Here is a 21179-nt window from a genome sequence, read left to right as displayed (position 1 = left end):
GCCCTTTAGGACTTGCGCAGATTTTCCTGGTGCCCATGCCGGATATCAGCACCCTCCACCAGGTAAACAACCTGCTCACAAATATTCTTCGCATGGTCACCGATCCGCTCCAGTGAGCGCAGGGTCCACAACACATTAATGACCCGGGAAATACTGCGCGGGTCCTCCATCATGTAAGTTACCAGTTCACGTACGGCCGTACGGTAATCCATATCAACCTGCTGGTCCTCAGCAAGAGTTTGCAGAGCCGACTGCACATCGAAACGAGTATAGGCATCCAGGGCGTCATTGAGCATTTTGCGCACAGCATTGGCAATATGACGGATTTCGGTATACCCGCGCGGCGACGTACCTTCATCTGTCAGTGCTATGGCCATCTTGGCAATTTTGCTCGCCTCATCCCCAATGCGCTCCAGGTCGCGGGCAATTCGAATGACAGACAGCACCATACGGAGGTCGGATGCGGCCGGTTGGCGCTTGGCAATAATTAGCGTGGCGTGCTCATCCAGGGCCATCTCACTTTTATCGATGACTTCTTCAATACGCAGCACTTCCTCGGCCAGCTCACTGTCCGCATTGGCCAGGGCATCAACCGCATCGGCAACCTGGCGGGCGACCATACCGCCCATTTCCAGCATCTCTGTCTTTAAGCTTTCCAGGTCTTCATTAAATTGGCGTGAGATATGTTGATCGAAATGCATTTCCATAGTTTTCCCTCCGAGCAGGAACCTTAGCCGAAGCGGCCGGTGATATAGGCTTCCGTGAGTTCGTGCTCGGGATTGGTGAACACCGTTTCAGTATCGTTAACTTCCACCAAATGCCCCAAATGGAAGTAAGCCGTACGCTGACTCACCCGCGCAGCCTGCTGCATCGAGTGAGTAACGATTGCGATAGTGTAGTTCTGGCGCAGCTCATCAATCAGCTCTTCGATTCGCGCCGTCGCAATTGGGTCCAGGGCAGAGCAGGGCTCATCCATCAGGATCACTTCCGGACTCACCGCAATAGCGCGGGCGATACACAGACGCTGCTGCTGACCACCGGACAGACCCGTGCCCGGCTTGTCCAAACGATCTTTAACCTCATTCCACAGACCGGCGCGGCGCAGGCTATTTTCTACGATCTCATCCAGATCGGCACGGCGGCTGGCAATGCCGTGGATTTTTGGGCCGTAGGCCACATTCTCGTATATGGACTTGGGAAAAGGGTTTGGTTTCTGGAATACCATACCGACGCGGGCGCGCAGGGGTACCACGTCCACTTTGGGGCCATAGATGGGGTCACCATCCAGACTTAACTCGCCCTCGACGCGACAACCTTCAATGGTGTCATTCATGCGGTTGAGGCAACGCAAAAACGTCGACTTGCCACAGCCCGAAGGGCCGATCATGGCAACCACTTCATTTTTTCCAATATCGAGGCCGACCGAGTGGATCGCCTGGGTTTCACCATAGAAAACATTCACATTGCGCATACGCAACTTGGCGGTGTCACAGAAGGGTTGGCCAACTGTTTCTCTAACATCAGCCCGATCATTCATCATTTGCCCACCCGCAACATCGGATTGCGCCGCATCAGTTTGGCTGGCGGCATCCAGGGTCATGGTACTCATATAATATCCCGCTTTCTGATAGTCCGCGCTCTGTTACCAGCGGCGCTCAAGTTTCTTGCGCAGCAATACCGCGCTGGTATTCATCACAATCAGCACACTCAGCAGCACCATAATGGCTGCGGAAGTGCGCTCGACAAAGGCGCGCTCCGGGCTGTCTGCCCACAGGAAAATCTGCACAGGCAGCACGGTGGCCGGGTCGGTTACCCCGGCAGGTACGTCGACAATAAAAGCGACCATACCAATCATCAATAGGGGCGCCGTCTCACCGAGGGCCTGGGCCATACCGATAATCGCGCCGGTCAACATACCCGGCATCGCCAGGGGCAGCACATGGTGGAAAACCACCTGCATACGTGAAGCCCCCATACCCATTGCCGCCTCGCGAATTGAGGGTGGCACCGCCTTCAAAGCCGCGCGGCTGGAAATAATAATCGTGGGCAAGGTCATCAGTGTCAGTACCAAGCCCCCTACCAGGGGTGCCGAACGCGGCAACTCAAAGAAATTAATAAATATCGCCAGGCCCAAAAGACCGAAAACAATAGAAGGCACTGCCGCGAGGTTATTGATATTCACCTCAATCAAATCGGTCCAACGGTTTTTGGGCGCATACTCTTCCAAGTAAATCGCCGCCGCCACACCGATAGGGAATGACAGTGCGAGAGTTACCAACAGGGTAAACAGGGAGCCCATCAAGGCTGCGCGGATGCCCGCCTGCTCTGGTTCACGGGAGTCGCCATTGGTAAAGAAGATGGTATTGAACCGCTTCTTCAGTTCACCGCTGTCCAACAGCTGCTCAATCCAACCGGCCTTCTGGTCCGAGGTACGACCACGGAAACCCTCTTTGGAATCCTTCAGGCTTTTGACGAAAGTATCCACATCGTCATCGACTGACAGCCAGACTTTCTCGGATTTACCCAACAGTTCCGGATTCGCAGCTAAGCGATCGCGCAGGGTAAAAGGTGCTCCGGAGGAGACCAGGCTGTAGAGCTCGCGCTTGTCACTGCGACCAGTCACAGTGGGAAAGCGTTCGCGCAGGGACTGACGAATAACACCGGTGAAGTTTGCCCAGGTCAGACTTTCATCATCGACCTTATCGATGCCCAGAACCTGCTCGTCGTAGTGCACCTCCAGTTGGATAGCTGTCTGCACAAAGGCACCACTGCCTTTGCTGATAATGTCAGTGAACAAAATCAGTACAGCGAGTACACCAAAGGCGATACTGCCGATACCCAGCCCACGAAACAGCTTTTCTTTGCGGTGACGGCTGGCGAGGCTTTTTTCTATGCGCTCGCGAACCTGCGCCTGAGTAAGATCAGTCATACTGCTCCCGGTATTTTTTCACTACGTGCAAGGCAATAAAGTTCAGCACCAAAGTGGAGATAAACAACATCAGGCCCAAAGCAAAAGCGGCGAGGGTCTTTGGACTGTCAAATTCCTGGTCGCCAACCAACAGAGTCACAATCTGCACCGTCACAGTCGTGACCGATTCAAGCGGGTTGGCGGTGAGGTTTGCCGCGAGCCCGGCGGCCATCACCACAATCATGGTTTCACCAATTGCGCGGGAAACCGCCAGCAATACACCGCCGACGATGCCGGGTAGTGCCGCAGGAATCACAACTTTGCGCACCGTCTCGGACTGGGTGGAACCCAAGCCCAGGGCGCCATCGCGCAGGGACTGGGGCACCGCATTGATCACGTCGTCAGACAGAGAGGAGACAAAGGGAATAATCATGATTCCCATCACCAGACCAGCGGCCAGTGCGCTTTCACTGGAGGCCTGTAGGCCCATAGAGGTGGCCAACTCGCGAATAAATGGAGCAACGGTTAAGGCAGCAAAAAATCCGTATACCACGGTAGGTACACCGGCGAGAATTTCGAGTACCGGCTTGGCCAGGGAACGCACGCGCTTACTGGCGTACTCGGCCAGATAAATAGCCGCCATCAATCCCACAGGTACCGCCACAAACATGGCGATCGCGGACACCATCAGGGTTCCGGTAAACAGCGGGACAGCACCAAAAGCACCGCTCGATCCCACCTGGTCTGCGCGCAGGGCCATCTGTGGGCTCCAGTGCAAACCAAACAGGAATTCACTCACCGGCACGGACTGGAAGAAGCGCAGGGATTCAAACAATACCGATAATAATATACCGACAGTGGTTAGAATCGCGGCGCTGGCACAGGCAATCAGCACCGTGCGCAGCACTTTTTCAACTTTTTCGCGAGCGCGCAGCTTGGGAGAAAAGCGCAGCAGTGCAAAAGCTGCAAGGCCGCTGGCCAACACCAAACTCAGGAAGGCCTGTAAATTATTGGAACTGGAACGCAACTGACTGAGGTAGTCCGCAGCACTCTGCAATTGTGGGGACTTTTCACCTATCAGGTGGCCCGCCGCGAGATTCTGGATCTGCGCGTAGAGAAGATTCTGCCCGGAGATGCTCTCCGGCTTATCGGCAATACTATTCATGACCATCGCACGGATGATCGCATCGTCAAACACCAACCAGGCACAGAGTAATATCAGTGCTGGCAAACCACACCAAAGGGCGGTGAGTAATCCGTAGTAACTGGGCAGGGCGGCCAGGTTGCGCACGCCGCCAAGACTGCGAGCAGCGTTCACTGCACGGCGAAAGCCAGTGCCGTAGGCCACTAATATCAGGAGCAGCAAAAGTGCGAACAGTGTGGGGGTTTGCATTGAATTACCGTACTAAAAATATCGTCACTGGCATTATCCAGACTTTATCCCCACGTTCCATCACAGGGGAGCGACAATTTGTGAGTCTTCTTATAAAGAACGGCCAAGCCCTTTCGAGCTTGGCCGTCAATTCCCTTTGACAATACTACACCAGGGTATTTTTACTTGGCTGCAAGATTGCTCAACGCATTCATCTTGCGCACATCAGTAGCAATCTTCTGACGCTTCTCGGTGGGCAGAGGAATCATGCCTTTGTCAGCCAGGTAGCCGTCTTCACCCCAGGCGCGCTCATTGGTGAATTCAGCCAGGAACTGCTTAACACCGGGAACCACGTCAGCGTGCTGCTTCTTAACATAGATAAACAGCGGACGGGAAACCGGGTAGCTCTGGTCAGCGATGGAGTCGAAAGTAGGGGCCTGATCTTCGATCAGGGAGCCCTGTACCTTGTCAGCATTCTGGTCGAGGAAACTAAAGCCGAAGATACCCAGGGCGTTGGGGTTGGCAACCAGCTTGTTCACGATCAGGTTATCGTTCTCACCGGCTTCAACATAAGCGCCGTCTTCGCGAACGTTGTGACAGATCGCTTTGTAAGCGCTCTTGTCTGTTTTCTTCATGGCTTTGATCCAGCCAAACTTTTTACAGCCACCTTCCATTGCCAGCTCGGCGAAAGCATCGCGGGTACCGGAAGTGGGAGGCGGGCCCAAAACTTCGATTTTGGTGTTGGGCAGGGCTGGGTTTACGTCCTTCCAGGTCTTGTAGGGGTTGGCTACCAGAGTTTCAGAACCGTCTGGGTTAGGTACTTCCTTAGCCAGGGCCAGGAAGATGTCCTTGCGAGTCAGCTTAAAGGGAGCTGCTTTCTTAGCATTCGCAAGAACGATACCGTCGTAACCGATCTGTACTTCAACAACATCAACACCGTTGCTGTTACACATTTCCAGTTCGGATTGCTTGATACGACGGGAGGCACCGGTGATATCCGCAGTGCTTTCTCCAACACCCTGGCAGAACAACTTCATGCCACCACCAGTACCAGTGGATTCAACAACCGGAGTTTTAAACTGGGTTGCGCGGCTAAAACGCTCCGCCACAGTAGTAGTAAACGGGTAAACAGTAGAGGAACCTACAACACTAATGTAGTCGCGCGCTGCCATAGCTACCTGTGAAGTTGCCAGGGTCAGGGCTGCCAGAGAGGTCGCCAAAATTTGCTTGTTCATTGTGTAACTCCGATGAGTGTTTTTATTTCACGCGGCGATGCTAGGAACAACGGGTGACGATTCTATGAATAAAAGATTACAAAAAGGTTACAGCTGTATTTTTACCCTGCTGGCATGAGAACGGGCAAAGGGTTAACCTTCGTGCAACACAAATAACAATAAGATGTAAAGAGAGAAGCCCCCATGCGTTTTCTGCTGTGCAGCGCGCAGGCACTCGAGCGCCTGACCAGTCATACCGGGCAACTGCTGTCCTGGTTCACCTGGGCCATGGTCCTGTTACAAAGCTGTGTTGTGGTGATGCGCCACGGCTTCAATACCGGTTCTATCGCCCTACAGGAATCCGTGATTTACCTGCACGGTGCCGCCTTTATGCTGGGGCTGGCCTATGCGTTGCAGACCGATGCCCATGTGCGGGTGGATGTTTTCTACCGCAGAATGAGCGCCAGGGCCAAAGCCTGGATCAATGCAATTGGCTATCTGGTATTCCTCTTACCGCTTTGCGTCTTTCTATTTATAAGCAGCTGGCACTTTGTACTGAATAGCTGGTCAGTTTTGGAAGACAGTGCGAACGCCGGCGGCCTGCCTGGGGTATTTTTACTGAAGAGCCTGATTCCTTTATCCGCCGTCACCCTGGCTCTGGCGGGGCTGGCCCAGTTTATTCGCGCCCTAGTGCAATTGATGCTGCCCCAACAACAGTCCATTCCAATGTCGTCGTCAAAAGCAGTACTGAAGCAGGTAGAAGGGGCCGAAGTGTGATTGAGCTAATCCCCTTTCTAATGTTTGCAGCCGTCTGCGCTCTACTTATGTTCGGCTACCCAGTAGCTTTTACCCTCGCGGGTACCGCCCTGCTATCAGCGGGCCTGGGTATTGTGTATGGCGTATTTGATGCTGAGTTGCTGCGCGCCTTCCCCGATCGCCTCTACGGCATTATGCAAAACGGCACTCTGGTTGCCGTTCCGCTATTTGTGCTGATGGGGGTGATACTGGAGCGAGCCAAGATTGCCGAAGATTTGTTGGTTAATCTGAGCAAAGCCTTTATGGGGGCTCCCTCAGGACTCGCCATTTCCGTAGTGGTAGTAGGCGCGCTGCTCGCCGCCAGCACAGGCATCGTCGGTGCAACTGTAGTCACCATGGGGCTGATGTCACTGCCCACCATGTTAAAAAACGGCTATTCGCCCAAACTGGCCACCGGCACTATCTGCGCCACTGGTACCCTCGGGCAAATCATTCCTCCCTCTATTGCCCTGGTTCTATTGGGAGACACCCTCTCCAATGCCTATCAACAGGCACAACTGTCTGCAGGCATTTTCAACCCCAAGCCAGTCAGCGTGGGGGATCTGTTCGTCGGGGCAATTATTCCCGGCTTACTGCTGGTGGCCGCCTATATCATTTATCTATTATTTATCGCCCGTCGCCCCAAACCCACGGAGAGCAGCGAGCCTCCAGAAGTGAATAAGGCCCAACTGCTTCGCAGTCTTTTGCCCCCGATTGCCTTAATGCTGATTGTGCTCGGATCAATCATCGTTGGTGCTGCCACCCCCACAGAAGCGGCCGCCGTCGGCGCACTGGGGGCGGCGTTACTGGCGTCCAGTCGCGGAGCACTGAGCTTTAAGCGCGCCGAGGAAATAGGCCGCAGTACACTTCAGGTCTCGGCTATGGTTTTCGCCATATTGATAGGCGCTTCATTATTTTCTCTGGTGTTTCGCGGTTACAACGGCGAAGAGTTGGTGACAGGATTTTTCCACAGCTTGCCCGGAGGGGTAATTGGTGCGACCCTGTTGGTGATGCTGGTAATCTTCCTGCTGGGCTTTATCCTCGACTTTATCGAGATCACCTTTGTAGTGGTACCAATTGTGGGCCCGGTACTGCTGGCAATGGGCGTCGATCCGGTGTGGCTCGGCATTATGATTGCCATCAATTTGCAAACCTCTTTCCTAACGCCTCCATTTGGGTTTGCCCTCTTTTACCTGCGCGGGGTGGCCCCCAGTTCTGTCGCCACATCGGCCATCTATCGCGGGGTAGCGCCCTTTATTGCCATCCAACTTTTACTGCTGTGCCTGCTAGCGATATGGCCGACCCTGGCCACTTGGTTGCCGGGGGTGGTTCAGCAACAGTGATCTGCGACATGTGGAGAACCGTCCATAGACTGATAGGCAGCACCAACAGCCAAAAACGCGCCTACGGTCGACTAAAGGCCGAAATTTATTCTGGTCAATTACTGGCCAAATTGTGCTAGAATGCGCCACCATTCCAGTAGTGGAAACCAATAACTCTAACAATCTGTGAGTACCCGATGTCCGCACTGTCAGCTCTCGATGAAGATCCGCAACCCACAGGCACGCTAACCCTGCAAACCCTGGCTATGCCCCGCGATACCAATCCGCAGGGGGATGTTTTTGCCGGTTGGCTGATGTCGCAGATGGACCTCGCTGGCGCCATTCTCGCACAAACCATGGCGCGCGGCCGTGTCACAACCGTTGCAGTGGGCAGCATGGTTTTCCTGCGCCCGGTTCCGGTTGGCTCAACAGTCAGCTGCTATGCGGAAGCCATTGAAGAAGGGCGTTCCTCAATTCGTACTATGGTTGAGGTTTGGCTGACGCGGGTGGATTCTGGTGAGCAAGTCAAGGTTACCGAGGGTGAGTTTGTATTTGTCGCTATCGACGATGCCGGCCGTACCAGGCCGCTGCCCTGATTGTAGGTTTCGAGTCCGCCGGCTGTAGAGCAACACAGCCGGCAATATCATCGGCCCAGTAGTTGGGCGCTAATCTTCCTTTAACTCTCTCGCCTGGTAGTAAGCCTCTTCACTGATCTCATGGTAGGGCTTCACATCCCGTTCAAATTCCTTAAAGGCTTTGTAAACACGGGCAAACTCCGGGTCCTGCTGCGCCGTCTCCTGCATAATTTCGTTGTTGATCTTCTTCAGGTGAGACAGAACATCCTCCGGCAAGCGCTCCACTTTTACCCCGTGCTCTTCTACCAGCTCCTTGAGGGCCCGGTTATTGCGTGCCGTGTATTCGTCCAGCATATCCTGGTTGGCTTCACGGGCGGCGACTCGCACTATCTCCTGCAAATCAGCAGGCAGTTTTTCGAACGCCTTTTTATTAACGATAAATTCCAGGATAGAGCCCGGCTCATGCCACCCGGGGTAGTAGTAATACTCAGCGACCTGGTGGAAACCAAAAGCGAGATCGTTGTAGGGCCCCACCCATTCGGTAGCATCGATCACTCCAGTCTGGAGGGCGGTGTAGAGTTCTCCACCGGGAATGGTCACCGCGGTGCCGCCTGCGCGGTTTAAAACCTCACCACCCAGGCCGGGAATACGCATCTTTAGGCCCTTTAAATCCTTCACCGACTCAATCGGTTTGTTAAACCAGCCCGCCATCTGTACACCGGTTGAGCCCCCCGCAAGTGGGATCAGGTTAAAGGGCTCGTAGATCTCCTCCCAGAGTTCGAGACCACCACCATGGTGCAACCAACCATTCATTTCCTGGGCATTCAAGCCAAAAGGCACCGCAGTAAAAAACTGGGCAGCGGGCACCTTGCCTTTCCAGTAATAGGCAGCACCGTGTCCCATCTGCGCGGCGCCTTCCGATACAGCACCAAATACGCCCAGGGCAGGTACCAACTCACCGGCACCGTACACTTTGATCCTGAGACGCCCGGCTGACATCGCCTCGACTTTCTTGGCAAAACGCTCCGGCGCACTGCCGAGGCCAGGGAAATTCTTGGGCCAGGTAGTAACTAATTTCCACTCGAACAGCTCTTTATTGCCCTCTGTGGAAAAGTGCTGGGCAGGGCCCATTGCTGCACGGGAAGCTACCAGGGCGGCGAAGGTAATGGCGAGCAGGGCTAAGAGCCCGAGAATGATGGCCGGGTACCAATTGAGTTTTTTCATTGCTACTAATTTATCGTTATTTTTGTATTGTACAAATTATCGGCAGACGCTTTGGTCGCCAACTTAGGTCTTCAGGGGAAGTCCTCTGTGATCTGCCCCTGGTATTTTGGATGGATTCCCGCTATCGCTGGAATCCATTCACCACTATCTAACTTTCAATTCTGCATGCCTCGCAGTACCGATATGCTCCGGCACTCAGTATTTAATGCTTAGTCCCAGCTCAAGCCATCACTTAAAGCGGCTGCAACTTGGCCATTGAAAGTATCAGCCTCTTGTCGCCAACATCGTCAAAATTAACCAGCACCCGCATTCGAGGACCCGTTCCCTCAAACTCAATGACAGTTCCTTCACCAAACTTGGCATGGTCCACTCGCCCTCCCAGAACCAGCGGGGGCAAATCATCGAAGTCTGGCGCCGGGTCGGAAAACTGGCCTACCTTGCCGTAATCCGCCTGATAGAGAGGACGGGAAATTTCGGTCTTCAGGCGCACTTCTTGCACCAAATTAGGTGGAATTTCGCCGATAAAGCGGGAAGGGCTGTTATAGGTTTCGCTGCCAAACAGACGCCGGTTTTCCGCGTAGGTAATGTATAGCTTGCGCATGGCGCGGGTGATACCCACGTAGCAGAGGCGTCTCTCCTCCTCCATGCGGCCGGGCTCCTGCGCCGACATCTTGTGGGGGAACAGGTTTTCCTCCACACCCGCCATAAATACAAGGGGAAACTCCAGACCTTTGGCGGAATGCAGGGTCATCAGCTGGACGGCATCCTCAAATTCATCCGCCTGGCCTTCACCGGCATCGAGGGCGGCGCTATCGAGGAACTGGTTAAGAAGAGGAGTTTCCTCCTCATCTTCCTCTCCCTCGGGCAGGCCTGCACCGGTAAAGCCGCGACAGGCAGTGACCAGTTCCTGCAAGTTCTCCACCCGTGTTTGGCCTTTCTCGCCTTTCTCTTTGCCGTGAAACTCCAACAAGCCGCTGTTTTCGATCACATCCTCAGCAATAGCATCCAACTCTTTATCTTCTGCATTCGCTGCCAGCTGGTTAATCAGGTCCAGGAAGCTCTGCAGGGCATTGCCGGCGCGAGCAGCCAATACCCGTTGCTGCAACATCAGCTTGGCCGCCTGCCACAGGGAGCAACCCTGCTCCCGGGCATAAGAACGCACCATCTCTACAGTGCGCGCACCGATGCCACGGGTGGGCGTATTCACTACCCGTTCAAACGCGGTGTCATCATCGCGGTTGGTAATCAGGCGTAAATAAGACAGGGCGTTCTTGATTTCCAGGCGCTCGTAGAAGCGCTGGCCGCCATAGATACGGTAGGGAACTTGCTCGCGCAAAAGCCCCTCTTCAAGTACCCGGGATTGGGCATTGGAGCGGTAGAGGATGGCGATGCTGTCGCGGCGATTGCCGTCGCGCACCCAGTCATTGATACGTTCGACAATAAAGCGCGATTCATCCTGTTCGTTGTAGGCCGCGTAGACGGCGATGGGCTCACCCTCTTCACCCTTGGTCCACAACTCCTTGCCCAAGCGACCACTGTTATTAGCGATCACCGCATTAGCCGCGTTCAGAATGGTGGAGGTGGATCTGTAGTTCTGCTCCAGTCGCACCGTCTGCACTTCTCGTAAGTCTGTGGAAAAGTGCTGGATATTCTCGATCTTGGCACCGCGCCAACCGTAGATAGACTGGTCATCGTCACCCACGGCGGTGATATGGCACTGCTCACCGGCGAGTAAGCGCAACCAGGCATATTGAATCGTGTTGGTATCCTGGAACTCATCCACCAGGATATGGGGGAAGCGCCGGCGGTAGTGGGCCAGAATAGCGTCGTTATTCAGCCAGAGCTCGTGGGCACGCAGCAGCAGCTCGCCGAAATCCACCAATCCACCGCGCTGACAGGCCTCTTCATAGGCGAAATAGATTCGCACCATGGTCTGCAACCAGGGATCGGCGCCGGCATTGATATATTGCGGGCGCAGGCCTTCATCTTTCTGCGCGCCAATCCACCACTGGGTTTCACGCGGTGACCACTTTTTATCATCCAGACCCAGATCTGCCTGTACCCGCTTGATCAGGCGAAGCTGGTCGTCGGAATCCAGGATCTGGAAGTTCTGCGGCAACTTGGCTTCTTGCCAGTGAGCCTTGAGCAGGCGGTGAGCCAGGCCGTGGAAGGTGCCCACCCACATGCCAAAAGTGTTCACCCCCAGCAGCTCTTCGATACGGGCGCGCATCTCGCGGGCCGCCTTGTTGGTAAAGGTTACCGCCATAATGGAGTAGGGCGAGGCGCCCTCCACCTGCATCAGCCAAGCAATACGGTGTACCAGCACCCGAGTCTTGCCCGAGCCGGCACCGGCCAGAACCAATTGATTGCCGGGCGCGGCAGCTACTGCTTCGCGCTGGGCGTCGTTGAGGGGGTCTAAAATCTGAGATACGTCCATGGGCGAAGATTGTACCAGAGCTGATGCACAAGACCTGTGTAAATAAACAGGATTTTGTCCCGCCTGACAATGTAATGTGATGTCGCTCGCCAGCAGAGGGCACAGCGGCTAAACTGCGCCATCTGGCATAGAGAAGGAAGTCCTGTGAAACCGGCGGAAGTAACGCAACGAATCAGTGAACAACTGTCATCCATGCGCAAATCAGAGCGCAAGGTGGCGGAGTATATTCTCGCCAACCCCGATGAAATCATTCATATGCGCATCGTCGACCTGGCTACTGAAGCCCAGGTGAGTGAACCGACCGTGGTGCGCTTTTGTCGCGCAGTGGGCTGCTCCGGATTCCAGGAGTTCAAGCTGAACCTGGCGCAGCAGCTGGCTTCCAGCCCCAGCTTCGGCCAGATTGCGGTTACGGAAACGGATACCATTGCCGAGTACAAGCGCAAGGTTTTCGACTCCACGGTGGATACCCTGCTGAAAGTCCGCGATAGAATTGACGACCGTGCCCTAGAGGCCGCTGTCACTGCGATGGCCGCTTCCAAGCGGGTGGAATTCTTCGGTTTTGGCGCCTCCGGTGCCGTCGCCGCCGATGCCCAGCACAAGTTCTTCCGCCTACAGTTGGCCACCGCTGCCCACTCGGACCACCACATCCAGAATATGTCGGCCATGTCCATGCAAGCGGGGGATGTAGTAGTAGCTATCTCCCAGAGCGGTCGCACCAAGGCGTTACTTCGCTCCATGAGCATGGCAAAAGAGCAGGGCGCTCTGGTGGTTGGTTTGGCACCCAGCGGCTCGCCGGTGGCACAACAAGCCAGCATCCCACTGGAAGTGGATGTAGAAGAGGATATTGAGATCTATACGCCGCTGTCCTCGCGCATCGCCCACCTGGTGGTAATCGATGTCCTCGCTATCGGCGTAGCCCAGCGCAAAGGTCCTCAGCTACAGGAGCACCTGTTGAAACTGAAACAGGGACTGTACACATTGCGGGAAGACAAGCACTAAACTCCCTGATATTCAAAGCGGGCAAGGGACAATGTGCCCGCCCGTTTCTACCAAAGCCATTTCCCGCCAATTGGGCTTTGCCGGGAAGATCCTTCCAGGCTGTACCTGAGCAACATAATGACATCCATCGCTTCTAACCCGGACGAGAAAGCCCCGCGCTGGCTAGTGGTGTGGCTGGCCGCACTCGTTTCCCTGACACCTTTTTCCATCGACAGCTACCTACCGGCCATTCCGGCGATGGCGGCGGCCCTGGATACAGAAGTCGAGCGGATGCAGTACTCAGTGTCCAGTTTTCTGCTGGGCTTTGCCCTCGGACAACTATTTGGCGGACCATTATCAGATCGCTGGGGACGGCGCCTTGTAGGAACTATCGGCCTCAGTATCTATATAGCCAGCTCCCTGTTAGTCCTGTTTACCGACCATGTAGACCAACTGATTATCCTGCGCTTCTGCCAGGCAGTTGGCGGCGGCTTTGCCACAGTAATCTGTGCTGCAATTGTGCGCGACCTACACAGTGGCCGTGAGGCGGCAAAAATTATTTCCCTAATTAGCACCATCATGCTGATTGCACCGCTGATCGCCCCGGTGATCGGCTCTGCACTACTAGCCGTTGGCGGCTGGCAAAGTATTTTCGTCTTTTTGTTACTGTACGCTCTTGCAATGCTCGTACTAGTACAGTTGCTGCTACCGGAGACCGTCTCCCGCTTTACCCGCGCACGCCGCCAGATGATGCCGCTGAAGTCTCTCGTGGGCAGCTACGGTCAGGTTTTGCGCAATCCCCGCGCTATTGGGTTCCTGATTGCACAGGCCTGTGTCAGCGGTTCGATGTTTATCTACATCACCACCGCGCCCTTTGTGTTTATGGATTACTTCGGTGTTAGCGCGAATCAGTTCCCACTGTTTTTTGGTATCTGCGTGCTCGGGCTAATTTGCATGGTTCAGGTGAATATCCGCTTACTGAACTTTTTTGAGCCGCGCAATATCCTGCTGGCGGGTATTGTGTTGCAGCTATTAGGTTGCGGCCTGCTGCTGCTGGGAACTATGACGGGAGTCAAAGAACTGACCCTGTGGATGATTCCCCTGGTACTGGTGATGAGCTGTATCGGTATTACTGGCCCCAATGCCGCCGCCTGTTATTTGGAGTTCTTCCCCAAAATCAGCGGTAGTGCCAACGCGCTATACGGCGCCGCTTTGTTTATTACCGGGGGGATACTGGGTGGACTGGCGAGCAGCCTGCACACCGGAACCCTGACACCTATTGCAGGATCTATGGCGGGCTGTGCTTTTGTGGCACTACTCTCTGCACTATTTGTCGCGAAGGTTCGCCAACCGATCGAGTCCGATATCCCTGCGACCCGGCGCTTTACCCCGCGTTAATGGCAGCTCTTTACACCGGCTCTAAACTTTCCTCCTGAAGCGCCCTCTGCACTTCGGGCCTTTCTTCCATTCTCTTTTGGAATGCTTGAAGCCGGGGCCACCGGGGCATATCAAACTGCTGATGTTTCAGCCAGCGAGAGAGAACATACAGGTAGGCATCGGCAACCGTGAAACCGTCTCCCATTAAGTAGTCCTTATCAAGCTGCCCTTCGATATAGTCAAACCAACGGATAAGCCTAACCCGCGAATCCTCCTGCTCTTCTTCTGTACCATGCCAGAACAGTGGTTTGAATAGCTTGTGGACTTCAGCACTGAGGAAATTGAGCCATTCGAGAAGCCGGTAATGGGCCAGGGTGCCCACTGGTGGCGCCAGTTGCGCGTCGGGCTTTTGCTCCGCCAAAAACTGGACGATTGCCGGGCCTTCTGTCAGTACTTCTCCGCCTTCCAGTTGCAGTGCCGGCACGTACCCTTTAGGACTAATCCTTGTAAAGTCGTCGCCGTTTCCCAGCTCGTGGGTTTTCAAGTTGACCTTTTGCAGGTCCAGATTGATTCCCGCTTCACAAGCGACAATATGAGGCGATAGAGAGCAAACACCCGGTGCATAAAAAAGCTTCATGGCGATCCTATGGGGTCATTACCTATTTCCCAGCAGTATAGGCCCAGCCTGATTTCCCCCACGGCCATTCTATAGAAACAGGCTTGAATCCCTCTATTCCGCTACTGTGAAAATCTACTTACCGCGTATCCAGTGATCCAGGCTAAAGCGACCGGCACCGGCGCAAGTGAGAATCAGGAAACCACCAGCAATCGTGATATTTTTCATAAAGCTGGTCATTTCTGCCGCATCGCCAGGGGACAGGTGTACCAGGAAGGCAGAGGCGAGACAGAACAGGAAAAGGACAAAAGCGGAAATCCGGGTGAATATCCCCAGTAACACCGCGAGTCCTCCCAGCAACTCTATAACGATTACCAGGGGCAAGATAAAGCCGGGGATCCCCATGGAAACCATAAAGGCCTCTGTCATTTCGTAGCCGCCAATTTTATTCCAGCCGGCAAATATAAAGATCAGCGACATCAGTACCCGACCGATCAGCTTTGAGGTGTCGCACAACATCGAATGCTTCACTACTACTTCCTCAATTGCGCATTTATGGGTATGGACTATCAACCAGTGTAGACACTGTCGTGAAAATTCATGAGATAGTCGGTAGCTGCCTTTACTCAGGAGGGATAAAAACCACTAGATTGGCGTGATAATCATCCTTTTTATTTTCAATAGTCAGTAGGAATCTACTAATTGGCAGTTAGAAAGTAATGACGTAATGTTTAAAAAGCTAAGGCATTAATGAATTTTAGTGGGTAGGGGAAGTCGATCCGTTTGAGCGCAAAACTGAAAAATGCAGTTGTGTGGCGCCCTAGAGCCGCTACAATTGCGCGCCCATATAAAAGGGAGTTGGCCGCTTGTGCCTGCGCGGCCCACCCCGGTGTAATCCTGTTGCCCTAGATCCACTCCAAGGGAAATCGAGCAGCCTCTGCACGACTACAATAACGGCACACTCACCATCATATAAATTGCCGCCGGGGCGCTCCCCAAAATGGCATTAAACCATCCGAGAATATTTCAGCGCTGGAGTCCACACACGGCATGGAAGTTTATTACACCTTTTGTTTTCTTGCCGCCGTATCAGTTTTTCTGGGCTTCTTGAACCAATACGTATTGCGCGCCCAAACCACGATCGCTATTACCGCCGGTGCCCTGGCCCTATCACTATTGGTCACCGCCCTGGGCAAGTTGGGGGTGGTGGAGTTGCGCACCTGGGCAGATCAGCTTCTGCCGCTGCTCAACCTTGAGGATATTCTGCTCAAGGGAATGCTCGGGTTTCTGCTTTTTGCCGGCAGTTTGCATATCGATCTGTTGGAGCTGCGCAACCAGAAACTGGAGATCGGTCTTCTCGCCATTGTCGGTACCCTCATTTCCACCTTTGTGGTCGGGGCCCTTCTTTACTGGTTCCTGATGCTGATCAATATGCCGGTGGCTTTTGTTTACTGCCTGTTATTTGGTGCATTGATCTCTCCCACCGACCCTATCGCCGTACTGGCAATTATGAAAAACCTGAAGGCCCCGGAGCAGGTTTCCATTCAGGTGGAAGGTGAGTCCCTGTTCAACGATGGCTTCGGTATCGTGATCTTCGCGGTGATTTACGCACTCGCTTTCGAAGGCGGCCAACCTACGGTACCGGCAGTGGCTGAGCTATTCGCCATCGAGGCACTGGGGGGCATATTGCTGGGACTGATCATTGGTGGCGTTTTCCACTGGGCTATTTGTTGTACCAATGATCACAGCCTGGAATTGATGCTGACCATGGTTATTCCCACTGCCGGTTTTTCCCTGGCCAATGTACTCGGGGTCTCCGGCGCCCTGGCAATGGTGGTGAGTGGCATTATTATTGGCAACTTTACCCGAGAGCGCGGCTTTTCCCGGGTGAGCCAACACGAGCTGGATAATTTCTGGAGCATCACCGAGGACTTCCTCAACGGTTTGCTCTTCCTGCTGGTGGGCCTGTTCCTGATTACTATCGACCTGCGCCCCTCCGACTACCTGCTGATGGCAGTGGGCATTGTCATTGTTCTCACCGCCCGGGTTTTCGCTGTCGGCATACCCTTCCTGTATTTAAAAAGTCGCCGCAAGTACCACCCCTATACCAACCGGATTTTGATCTGGGGAGGGCTGAAAGGTGGTCTGGCATTAGCGCTGGCGATGTCTATTCCCGCCGGCAGTGCCTTCGTCCAGGGGCAGGACCTTCGCTACCTGTGGGTGGTCATGACCTATGGCGTGGTGCTCTTTTCTATCGTCGTACAGGGCTCTACCATAGCGCCATTGATTCGTCGCAGCCGGGAGTTTTCTGAGCCCGAACGCGACGAGCCCCAGCAACCGACAGCCAAATAGCGATAACGATTAAATGGAACACTCCGGCTTCCTTATTGAGGCAGTAATTTTCATGGCTGCCGCAGTGATTGCGGTACCCATTGCCACCCGCCTGGGCCTGGGCTCAGTCCTCGGTTACTTACTCGCCGGTGTGGCCATAGGCCCAAGTGCCCTAGGCCTGGTCGGCGATGCCAGCGATGAGATGCACGTTGCCGAGTTTGGTGTTGCACTCATGCTGTTCCTGATCGGCTTGGAACTGCAGCCGAAGAAGTTGTGGAAAATGCGCGGTGCTATCCTCGGCACCGGTAGTGCCCAACTACTGTTTTCCGCTGCGGCCATCGCTGGATTGGTTCTCGCCTTTTCCGAAATGGACTGGCGCTCTTCGGTGGCTATCGGGCTGATCCTGGCACTGTCCTCAACTGCGATCGTATTGCAATCCCTCAGTGAAAAGGGCCTGCTAAAAAGCCAGGGGGGGCGCGCTGCATTTGCGGTACTTCTGTTCCAGGATATCGCGGTTATTCCCATCCTCGCGCTATTGCCACTGCTGGCAGGTACCGCTGCCAGCCCCCATGAAAGTGGCTTGAGTGGTTGGTATTACGCATCGGCAGTTATCGGCACCATGCTGGCTTTTATTTTCGCCGGACGTTACCTGCTCGGTCCCTTACTGCGTCTAATGGCAGGCAGCCAAGTGCGCGAACTGTTTACCGTGAGCGCGCTACTGATCGTATTTGCCGCAGCTGCGGTAATGACCTGGCTGGACCTATCGCCGGCACTGGGTACTTTCCTCGCCGGGGTACTGCTGGCCGAGAGCGAGTTCCGCCATGAGCTGGAAGCGGATATACAGCCTTTTAAGGGCCTGCTGTTGGGTCTCTTCTTTATCGCCGTGGGTGCCAGCCTGAATTTCTCCCTGATCGCGGACAACCCGTTGGTGCTAATCGGATTAGCATTGGCGTTGGTACTGGTAAAATTTACCGTGCTGTTTGCCCTGGCGCGCACCTTGCGAATGTCAAAGGGCGAGGATTGGTTGTTCGCTCTGTCATTGGCGCAAGCCGGTGAATTCGGTTTTGTACTGGTAGCGTTCTCTACCCAGCTTCAGGTCCTGAATGCAGACATCGGCAATCTGTTAGTAGCCCAAATTGCTCTGACCATGGCCCTGACACCAGTGCTGCTGCTGATCTACGAACAGTTTATCCAGCCGCGGTTTGTCACCGGCCCAGAGGTTCCCGCCAACATAGATACATCACCGCCTGTGGATTCCGGCTCACCGGTAATCATTATTGGCTACGGGCGCTTTGGGCAGATCGCCGGGCGACTTCTAAATGCCTGCGGTTTCAATACCACTTTGCTCGAACGCAATGCAGAACAGCTGGATCTGGTGCGCCGCTATGGTATCAAGGCTTACTACGGGGATGCCTCGCGAGAGGATCTGCTGCGCGCCGCCGGAGCCCAAAATGCAAAGCTGGTTATCCTGACCCTGAGCGACCAGGCCGCCTGTTTGGAAATTGTGGCCCAGCTGCAAAAACACTTCCCCAATGTGACCATCCTCGCCCGGGCCCGCAACCGTATGCACCAATATGCTTTGATGGAAGCCGGGGTCCGCTATATCTTCCGCGAGACCGTGGACTCGGCCCTGACCATCGGCGAAAAGGCGCTGGAACTATTGGGACTCAGTCCCATACAGGCGCGCCGCGCCGCCTTAAAATTCAAGCAGCACGACCAGCGTATGCTTGAGGCACTTTTCCCCTACTGGCGCGATGAGTCCCAGCATATTGCACAAAGCCGAATCTATCGCGAGCAGCTTTTACAGGCGTTACAACAAGACCGCCGCGACAAGGACCTGCACCTGGATCACTACTGGGAAGAAGCCAAGCCCGAGATGGAAAAACAGTAAGCCGGTTATTGGCCCTAAGGGTTGTCATTAAGCACGACAATGGCAGCCCTGCCCGGGCTCAGACTCTCGCTGATATGCCCCTTTCCGTGTAAATCATTGGCTAATAAGATATCTCCGGGAGCAAAGATATATTGTTCACCGGAGCTGGTTGTGAGCTTCACCCTGCCTTCAAGATAAAGAATAAACTGCGCCTGCGGGGCACAGTGCCAATCAAAACGCTGTCCCTCACTAAACTCCCGGAACTGCACCTGTTTGGCGGGATAGGGGATTGAGTAATTACCCAGGGGCTCGCGCTGGGGACTGTCTATTTTTCTTTTCTGAAAAAGGGAAACCCCATTAACTGAACACAGCTCTACAAACTCCATATCAATTTTTCACCAATTTAAGCGTGTCTATTACAAGAGAAAATTTATTCTTTGTTAATTAAGCTCGCCTCTACCAGATCGACCTCCAAAACCAATTTGCGGTGGAGTTCATCATCAATCTTCCTGGAGACACGCAATTCCAACAGTTGTTCGCGCTCAGCGGAAAGTGCGGCAAGGTGGTAATGACGCTCAACCCTGGAACGCATCCAGATAATATCCTCGCTTTCATCTTCTCCTAGGGTTATGCGTCGCCGATAAATAGCCAAAAGGTGATCCACCGCCTCAAAAGCGAGATCGCGATCTTTTTCGCCTCGATCAATATCATGACGCATATTCATTAGCTGATTCACTGCCGCTGTGGCAGCAGATATTCGCGCACCTTTTTCATCACCGATAGCGGCAAAATTGGGGGCTTCGGGTAAACGGCGCAGTAGAACAGGCAATAAAAAACTTGCCAGCAATAAGGAAAGCAAGATAACGCCCATTGCAATAATCAGGGCTAAATCACGGCCGGGCAACGGCTTTCCGTCTGTCATAGCGAGGGGAAGGGAAAAGGCTCCCGCCAATGTAATCGCCCCTCTTACCCCGGCGATGGTCAACACGCTAACCAATAAAAAATGGGTACCAAAAGATTCTACTTTCTGCCCAAAACGTGAGAGATATAGGGAGACCCATACCCACACAAATCTCAGGAGAAGTAGTACAACAAATATTGCCAGGACATAAAAAATAATTGTTAAGTCACCAGTGTGGCGCGCACCGGAGAAATCCGCTCCAGTAATTCGAACCAATTGCTCTCCCAACAAAACAAAAATAATACCGTCAAGAACTGCTTGTACTGTTTTCCATACTGCACGGCGGTCCATCCGTGTAGTCGACATTTCCGCGCCGTGTAAGGTGGTATAGTGAGTCGCAATTCCAGCACTGGCAGCCGCCAAAATACCCGATACCTGTAAAGTATGGGCGGCGATATAAGCCGCAAAGGGCACTAATAAGCTCACTAGAACTTGTACAGTAGTGTCCTCACCGCCAACTCTGACCAGCAGGCGCAAAATATATCCACAGGCAAATGCCGCTCCAGCGCCTATAACCACACCGCCGATAGCGACCCAGAAAAAACCAGCCAGTGCATGGGGAAATGAAAAAGTCCCGGTGAGGGCGGCAATCACTGCAAAACGGAAAATATCCAATCCCGAGGCATCATTAAACAGGGACTCTCCGGCGAGGATATGCTCCAGCCGTGGTGGCATCGACGTTCCACCGTGAACCACCGATACCGCCACGGGATCGGTCGGCGCCAAAATTGCCGCTACTGCAAAAGCCACCGCCAGTGGCATGACCGGCACCAGCCAGGAAATAAAATATCCCATACCCACAACGGTAAAAAGCACCAATCCAATAGCCAGGGTAACAATGACACCGATATCTCGAAACAGAGCGCCTTTCGGTATTCGCCAACCGGCAATAAACAATAAGGGCGGAACAAACAGCAGGAAAAAAATTTCTGGCTCGAGGGGTATTTCTATTCCCAAAAAGCTACCCAGTATTGCTCCCGCAGCAATTTGCAATAGAGGCAGTGGAATAGGTAATGGCAACAGGCGTGCAATAACCAGAGTAATGGCCACAACTAACAACAGCACCAGCGCAATAACCAGATAGTGCATTACTCGCTACAGTTCCCTGTGACGCCTTATTGAAATAAATCTCTATCGAGCAACTATTGCTGTTCACTCAATATCAGGAAGTTTATGCGAGAATAGAAAACAGGGAATAA

18 protein-coding genes are annotated in these 21179 nt (G+C 53.9%); 7 read left to right on the top strand and 11 right to left on the bottom strand.

Translation table 11 applies throughout. From position 1 onward, the window contains the following. Nucleotides 1-5: 5 nt before the first annotated feature. The 5 genes from phoU to ACJJIR_RS21910 form a co-directional block, all read right to left on the bottom strand. Nucleotides 6-707 carry a phosphate signaling complex protein PhoU gene (phoU, locus tag ACJJIR_RS21930; RefSeq protein WP_282930610.1) on the bottom strand — a complete coding sequence of 234 codons (702 nt, stop codon included), beginning with the start codon at nucleotides 705-707 and terminating at the stop codon, nucleotides 6-8. A 23-nt stretch (nucleotides 708-730) separates the two neighbouring features. Further along, nucleotides 731-1540 carry a phosphate ABC transporter ATP-binding protein PstB gene (gene pstB / locus ACJJIR_RS21925; protein WP_282934617.1) on the bottom strand — a complete coding sequence of 270 codons (810 nt, stop codon included), beginning with the start codon at nucleotides 1538-1540 and terminating at the stop codon, nucleotides 731-733. Between the two features lie 102 nt (nucleotides 1541-1642). Then, nucleotides 1643-2929: a phosphate ABC transporter permease PstA gene (gene pstA, locus ACJJIR_RS21920; RefSeq protein ID WP_282930609.1), complete on the bottom strand. Its 1287-nt coding sequence runs from the start codon at nucleotides 2927-2929 to the stop codon at nucleotides 1643-1645. Next, a complete protein-coding gene (pstC, locus tag ACJJIR_RS21915; RefSeq protein ID WP_444906833.1) occupies nucleotides 2922-4301 on the bottom strand; it encodes a phosphate ABC transporter permease subunit PstC in 1380 nt (459 codons plus the stop codon). The genes pstA and pstC overlap by 8 nt, the downstream gene beginning before the upstream one ends. Before the next feature lie 161 nt (nucleotides 4302-4462). After that, entirely contained in the window at nucleotides 4463-5515 is a 1053-nt protein-coding gene (locus tag ACJJIR_RS21910) for a PstS family phosphate ABC transporter substrate-binding protein (protein WP_444906832.1), read from the bottom strand. Nucleotides 5516-5698: 183 nt separating this feature from the next. Here ACJJIR_RS21910 and ACJJIR_RS21905 point away from each other — a divergent pair, with 183 nt between their 5' ends. From ACJJIR_RS21905 to ACJJIR_RS21895, 3 genes are all read left to right on the top strand, one after another. Further along, nucleotides 5699-6271, top strand: a complete 573-nt coding sequence (locus tag ACJJIR_RS21905; protein WP_444906831.1) for a TRAP transporter small permease subunit — start codon at nucleotides 5699-5701, stop codon at nucleotides 6269-6271. Further along, nucleotides 6268-7632 carry a TRAP transporter large permease gene (locus tag ACJJIR_RS21900; protein WP_444906830.1) on the top strand — a complete coding sequence of 455 codons (1365 nt, stop codon included), beginning with the start codon at nucleotides 6268-6270 and terminating at the stop codon, nucleotides 7630-7632. Before ACJJIR_RS21905 ends, ACJJIR_RS21900 begins: the two co-directional genes overlap by 4 nt. A 185-nt stretch (nucleotides 7633-7817) precedes the next feature. Next, nucleotides 7818-8207 (top strand): acyl-CoA thioesterase, encoded by a 390-nt coding sequence (locus ACJJIR_RS21895; RefSeq protein ID WP_108735392.1) that lies wholly within the window; start codon nucleotides 7818-7820, stop codon nucleotides 8205-8207. Nucleotides 8208-8276: 69 nt separating this feature from the next. Here ACJJIR_RS21895 and ACJJIR_RS21890 read toward each other — a convergent pair whose 3' ends face one another. Then, nucleotides 8277-9410, bottom strand: a complete 1134-nt coding sequence (locus ACJJIR_RS21890; RefSeq protein ID WP_444906829.1) for a TRAP transporter substrate-binding protein — start codon at nucleotides 9408-9410, stop codon at nucleotides 8277-8279. A gap of 232 nt (nucleotides 9411-9642) precedes the next feature. Continuing rightward, nucleotides 9643-11847, bottom strand: coding sequence for a DNA helicase II (gene uvrD / locus ACJJIR_RS21885; protein WP_444906828.1), 2205 nt, complete (start codon nucleotides 11845-11847; stop codon nucleotides 9643-9645). Between the two features lie 144 nt (nucleotides 11848-11991). Here uvrD and hexR point away from each other — a divergent pair, with 144 nt between their 5' ends. Both hexR and ACJJIR_RS21875 read left to right on the top strand, forming a co-directional pair. Next, nucleotides 11992-12846 (top strand): transcriptional regulator HexR, encoded by an 855-nt coding sequence (gene hexR, locus ACJJIR_RS21880; protein WP_282930602.1) that lies wholly within the window; start codon nucleotides 11992-11994, stop codon nucleotides 12844-12846. Nucleotides 12847-12963: 117 nt separating this feature from the next. After that, nucleotides 12964-14223, top strand: coding sequence for a multidrug effflux MFS transporter (locus ACJJIR_RS21875; RefSeq protein WP_282930601.1), 1260 nt, complete (start codon nucleotides 12964-12966; stop codon nucleotides 14221-14223). Between the two features lie 10 nt (nucleotides 14224-14233). Here the strand turns inward: ACJJIR_RS21875 and gstA are convergent, their stop codons facing one another. Together gstA and ACJJIR_RS21865 are read right to left on the bottom strand one after the other, a co-directional pair. Further along, nucleotides 14234-14839: a glutathione transferase GstA gene (gene gstA, locus ACJJIR_RS21870; protein ID WP_444906827.1), complete on the bottom strand. Its 606-nt coding sequence runs from the start codon at nucleotides 14837-14839 to the stop codon at nucleotides 14234-14236. A 114-nt stretch (nucleotides 14840-14953) separates the two neighbouring features. Next, nucleotides 14954-15349 carry a DoxX family protein gene (locus ACJJIR_RS21865; RefSeq protein WP_444906826.1) on the bottom strand — a complete coding sequence of 132 codons (396 nt, stop codon included), beginning with the start codon at nucleotides 15347-15349 and terminating at the stop codon, nucleotides 14954-14956. Nucleotides 15350-15868: 519 nt separating this feature from the next. Between ACJJIR_RS21865 and ACJJIR_RS21860 the strand changes: the two genes are divergently transcribed. Both ACJJIR_RS21860 and ACJJIR_RS21855 read left to right on the top strand, forming a co-directional pair. Further along, the gene (locus tag ACJJIR_RS21860; protein WP_282930598.1) at nucleotides 15869-17170 is read left to right on the top strand and encodes a cation:proton antiporter; all 1302 of its coding nucleotides are present in this window, start codon (nucleotides 15869-15871) and stop codon (nucleotides 17168-17170) included. Between the two features lie 13 nt (nucleotides 17171-17183). After that, nucleotides 17184-19040 (top strand): monovalent cation:proton antiporter-2 (CPA2) family protein, encoded by a 1857-nt coding sequence (locus tag ACJJIR_RS21855; protein ID WP_444906825.1) that lies wholly within the window; start codon nucleotides 17184-17186, stop codon nucleotides 19038-19040. A 14-nt stretch (nucleotides 19041-19054) separates the two neighbouring features. Here the strand turns inward: ACJJIR_RS21855 and ACJJIR_RS21850 are convergent, their stop codons facing one another. Both ACJJIR_RS21850 and ACJJIR_RS21845 read right to left on the bottom strand, forming a co-directional pair. Then, complete coding sequence (locus ACJJIR_RS21850) at nucleotides 19055-19405, bottom strand: AraC family ligand binding domain-containing protein (protein WP_444895636.1); 351 nt, start codon at nucleotides 19403-19405, stop codon at nucleotides 19055-19057. 44 nt (nucleotides 19406-19449) lie between these two features. Further along, nucleotides 19450-21069 carry a Na+/H+ antiporter gene (locus ACJJIR_RS21845; RefSeq protein WP_444906824.1) on the bottom strand — a complete coding sequence of 540 codons (1620 nt, stop codon included), beginning with the start codon at nucleotides 21067-21069 and terminating at the stop codon, nucleotides 19450-19452. Nucleotides 21070-21179 lie beyond the last annotated feature (110 nt).

This window comes from Microbulbifer maximicatervae (SeqCode) (genome assembly GCF_052467385.1).
Note: the sequence above shows the minus strand (reverse complement) of the source record. Positions and strands in the feature narration are given on the sequence as shown.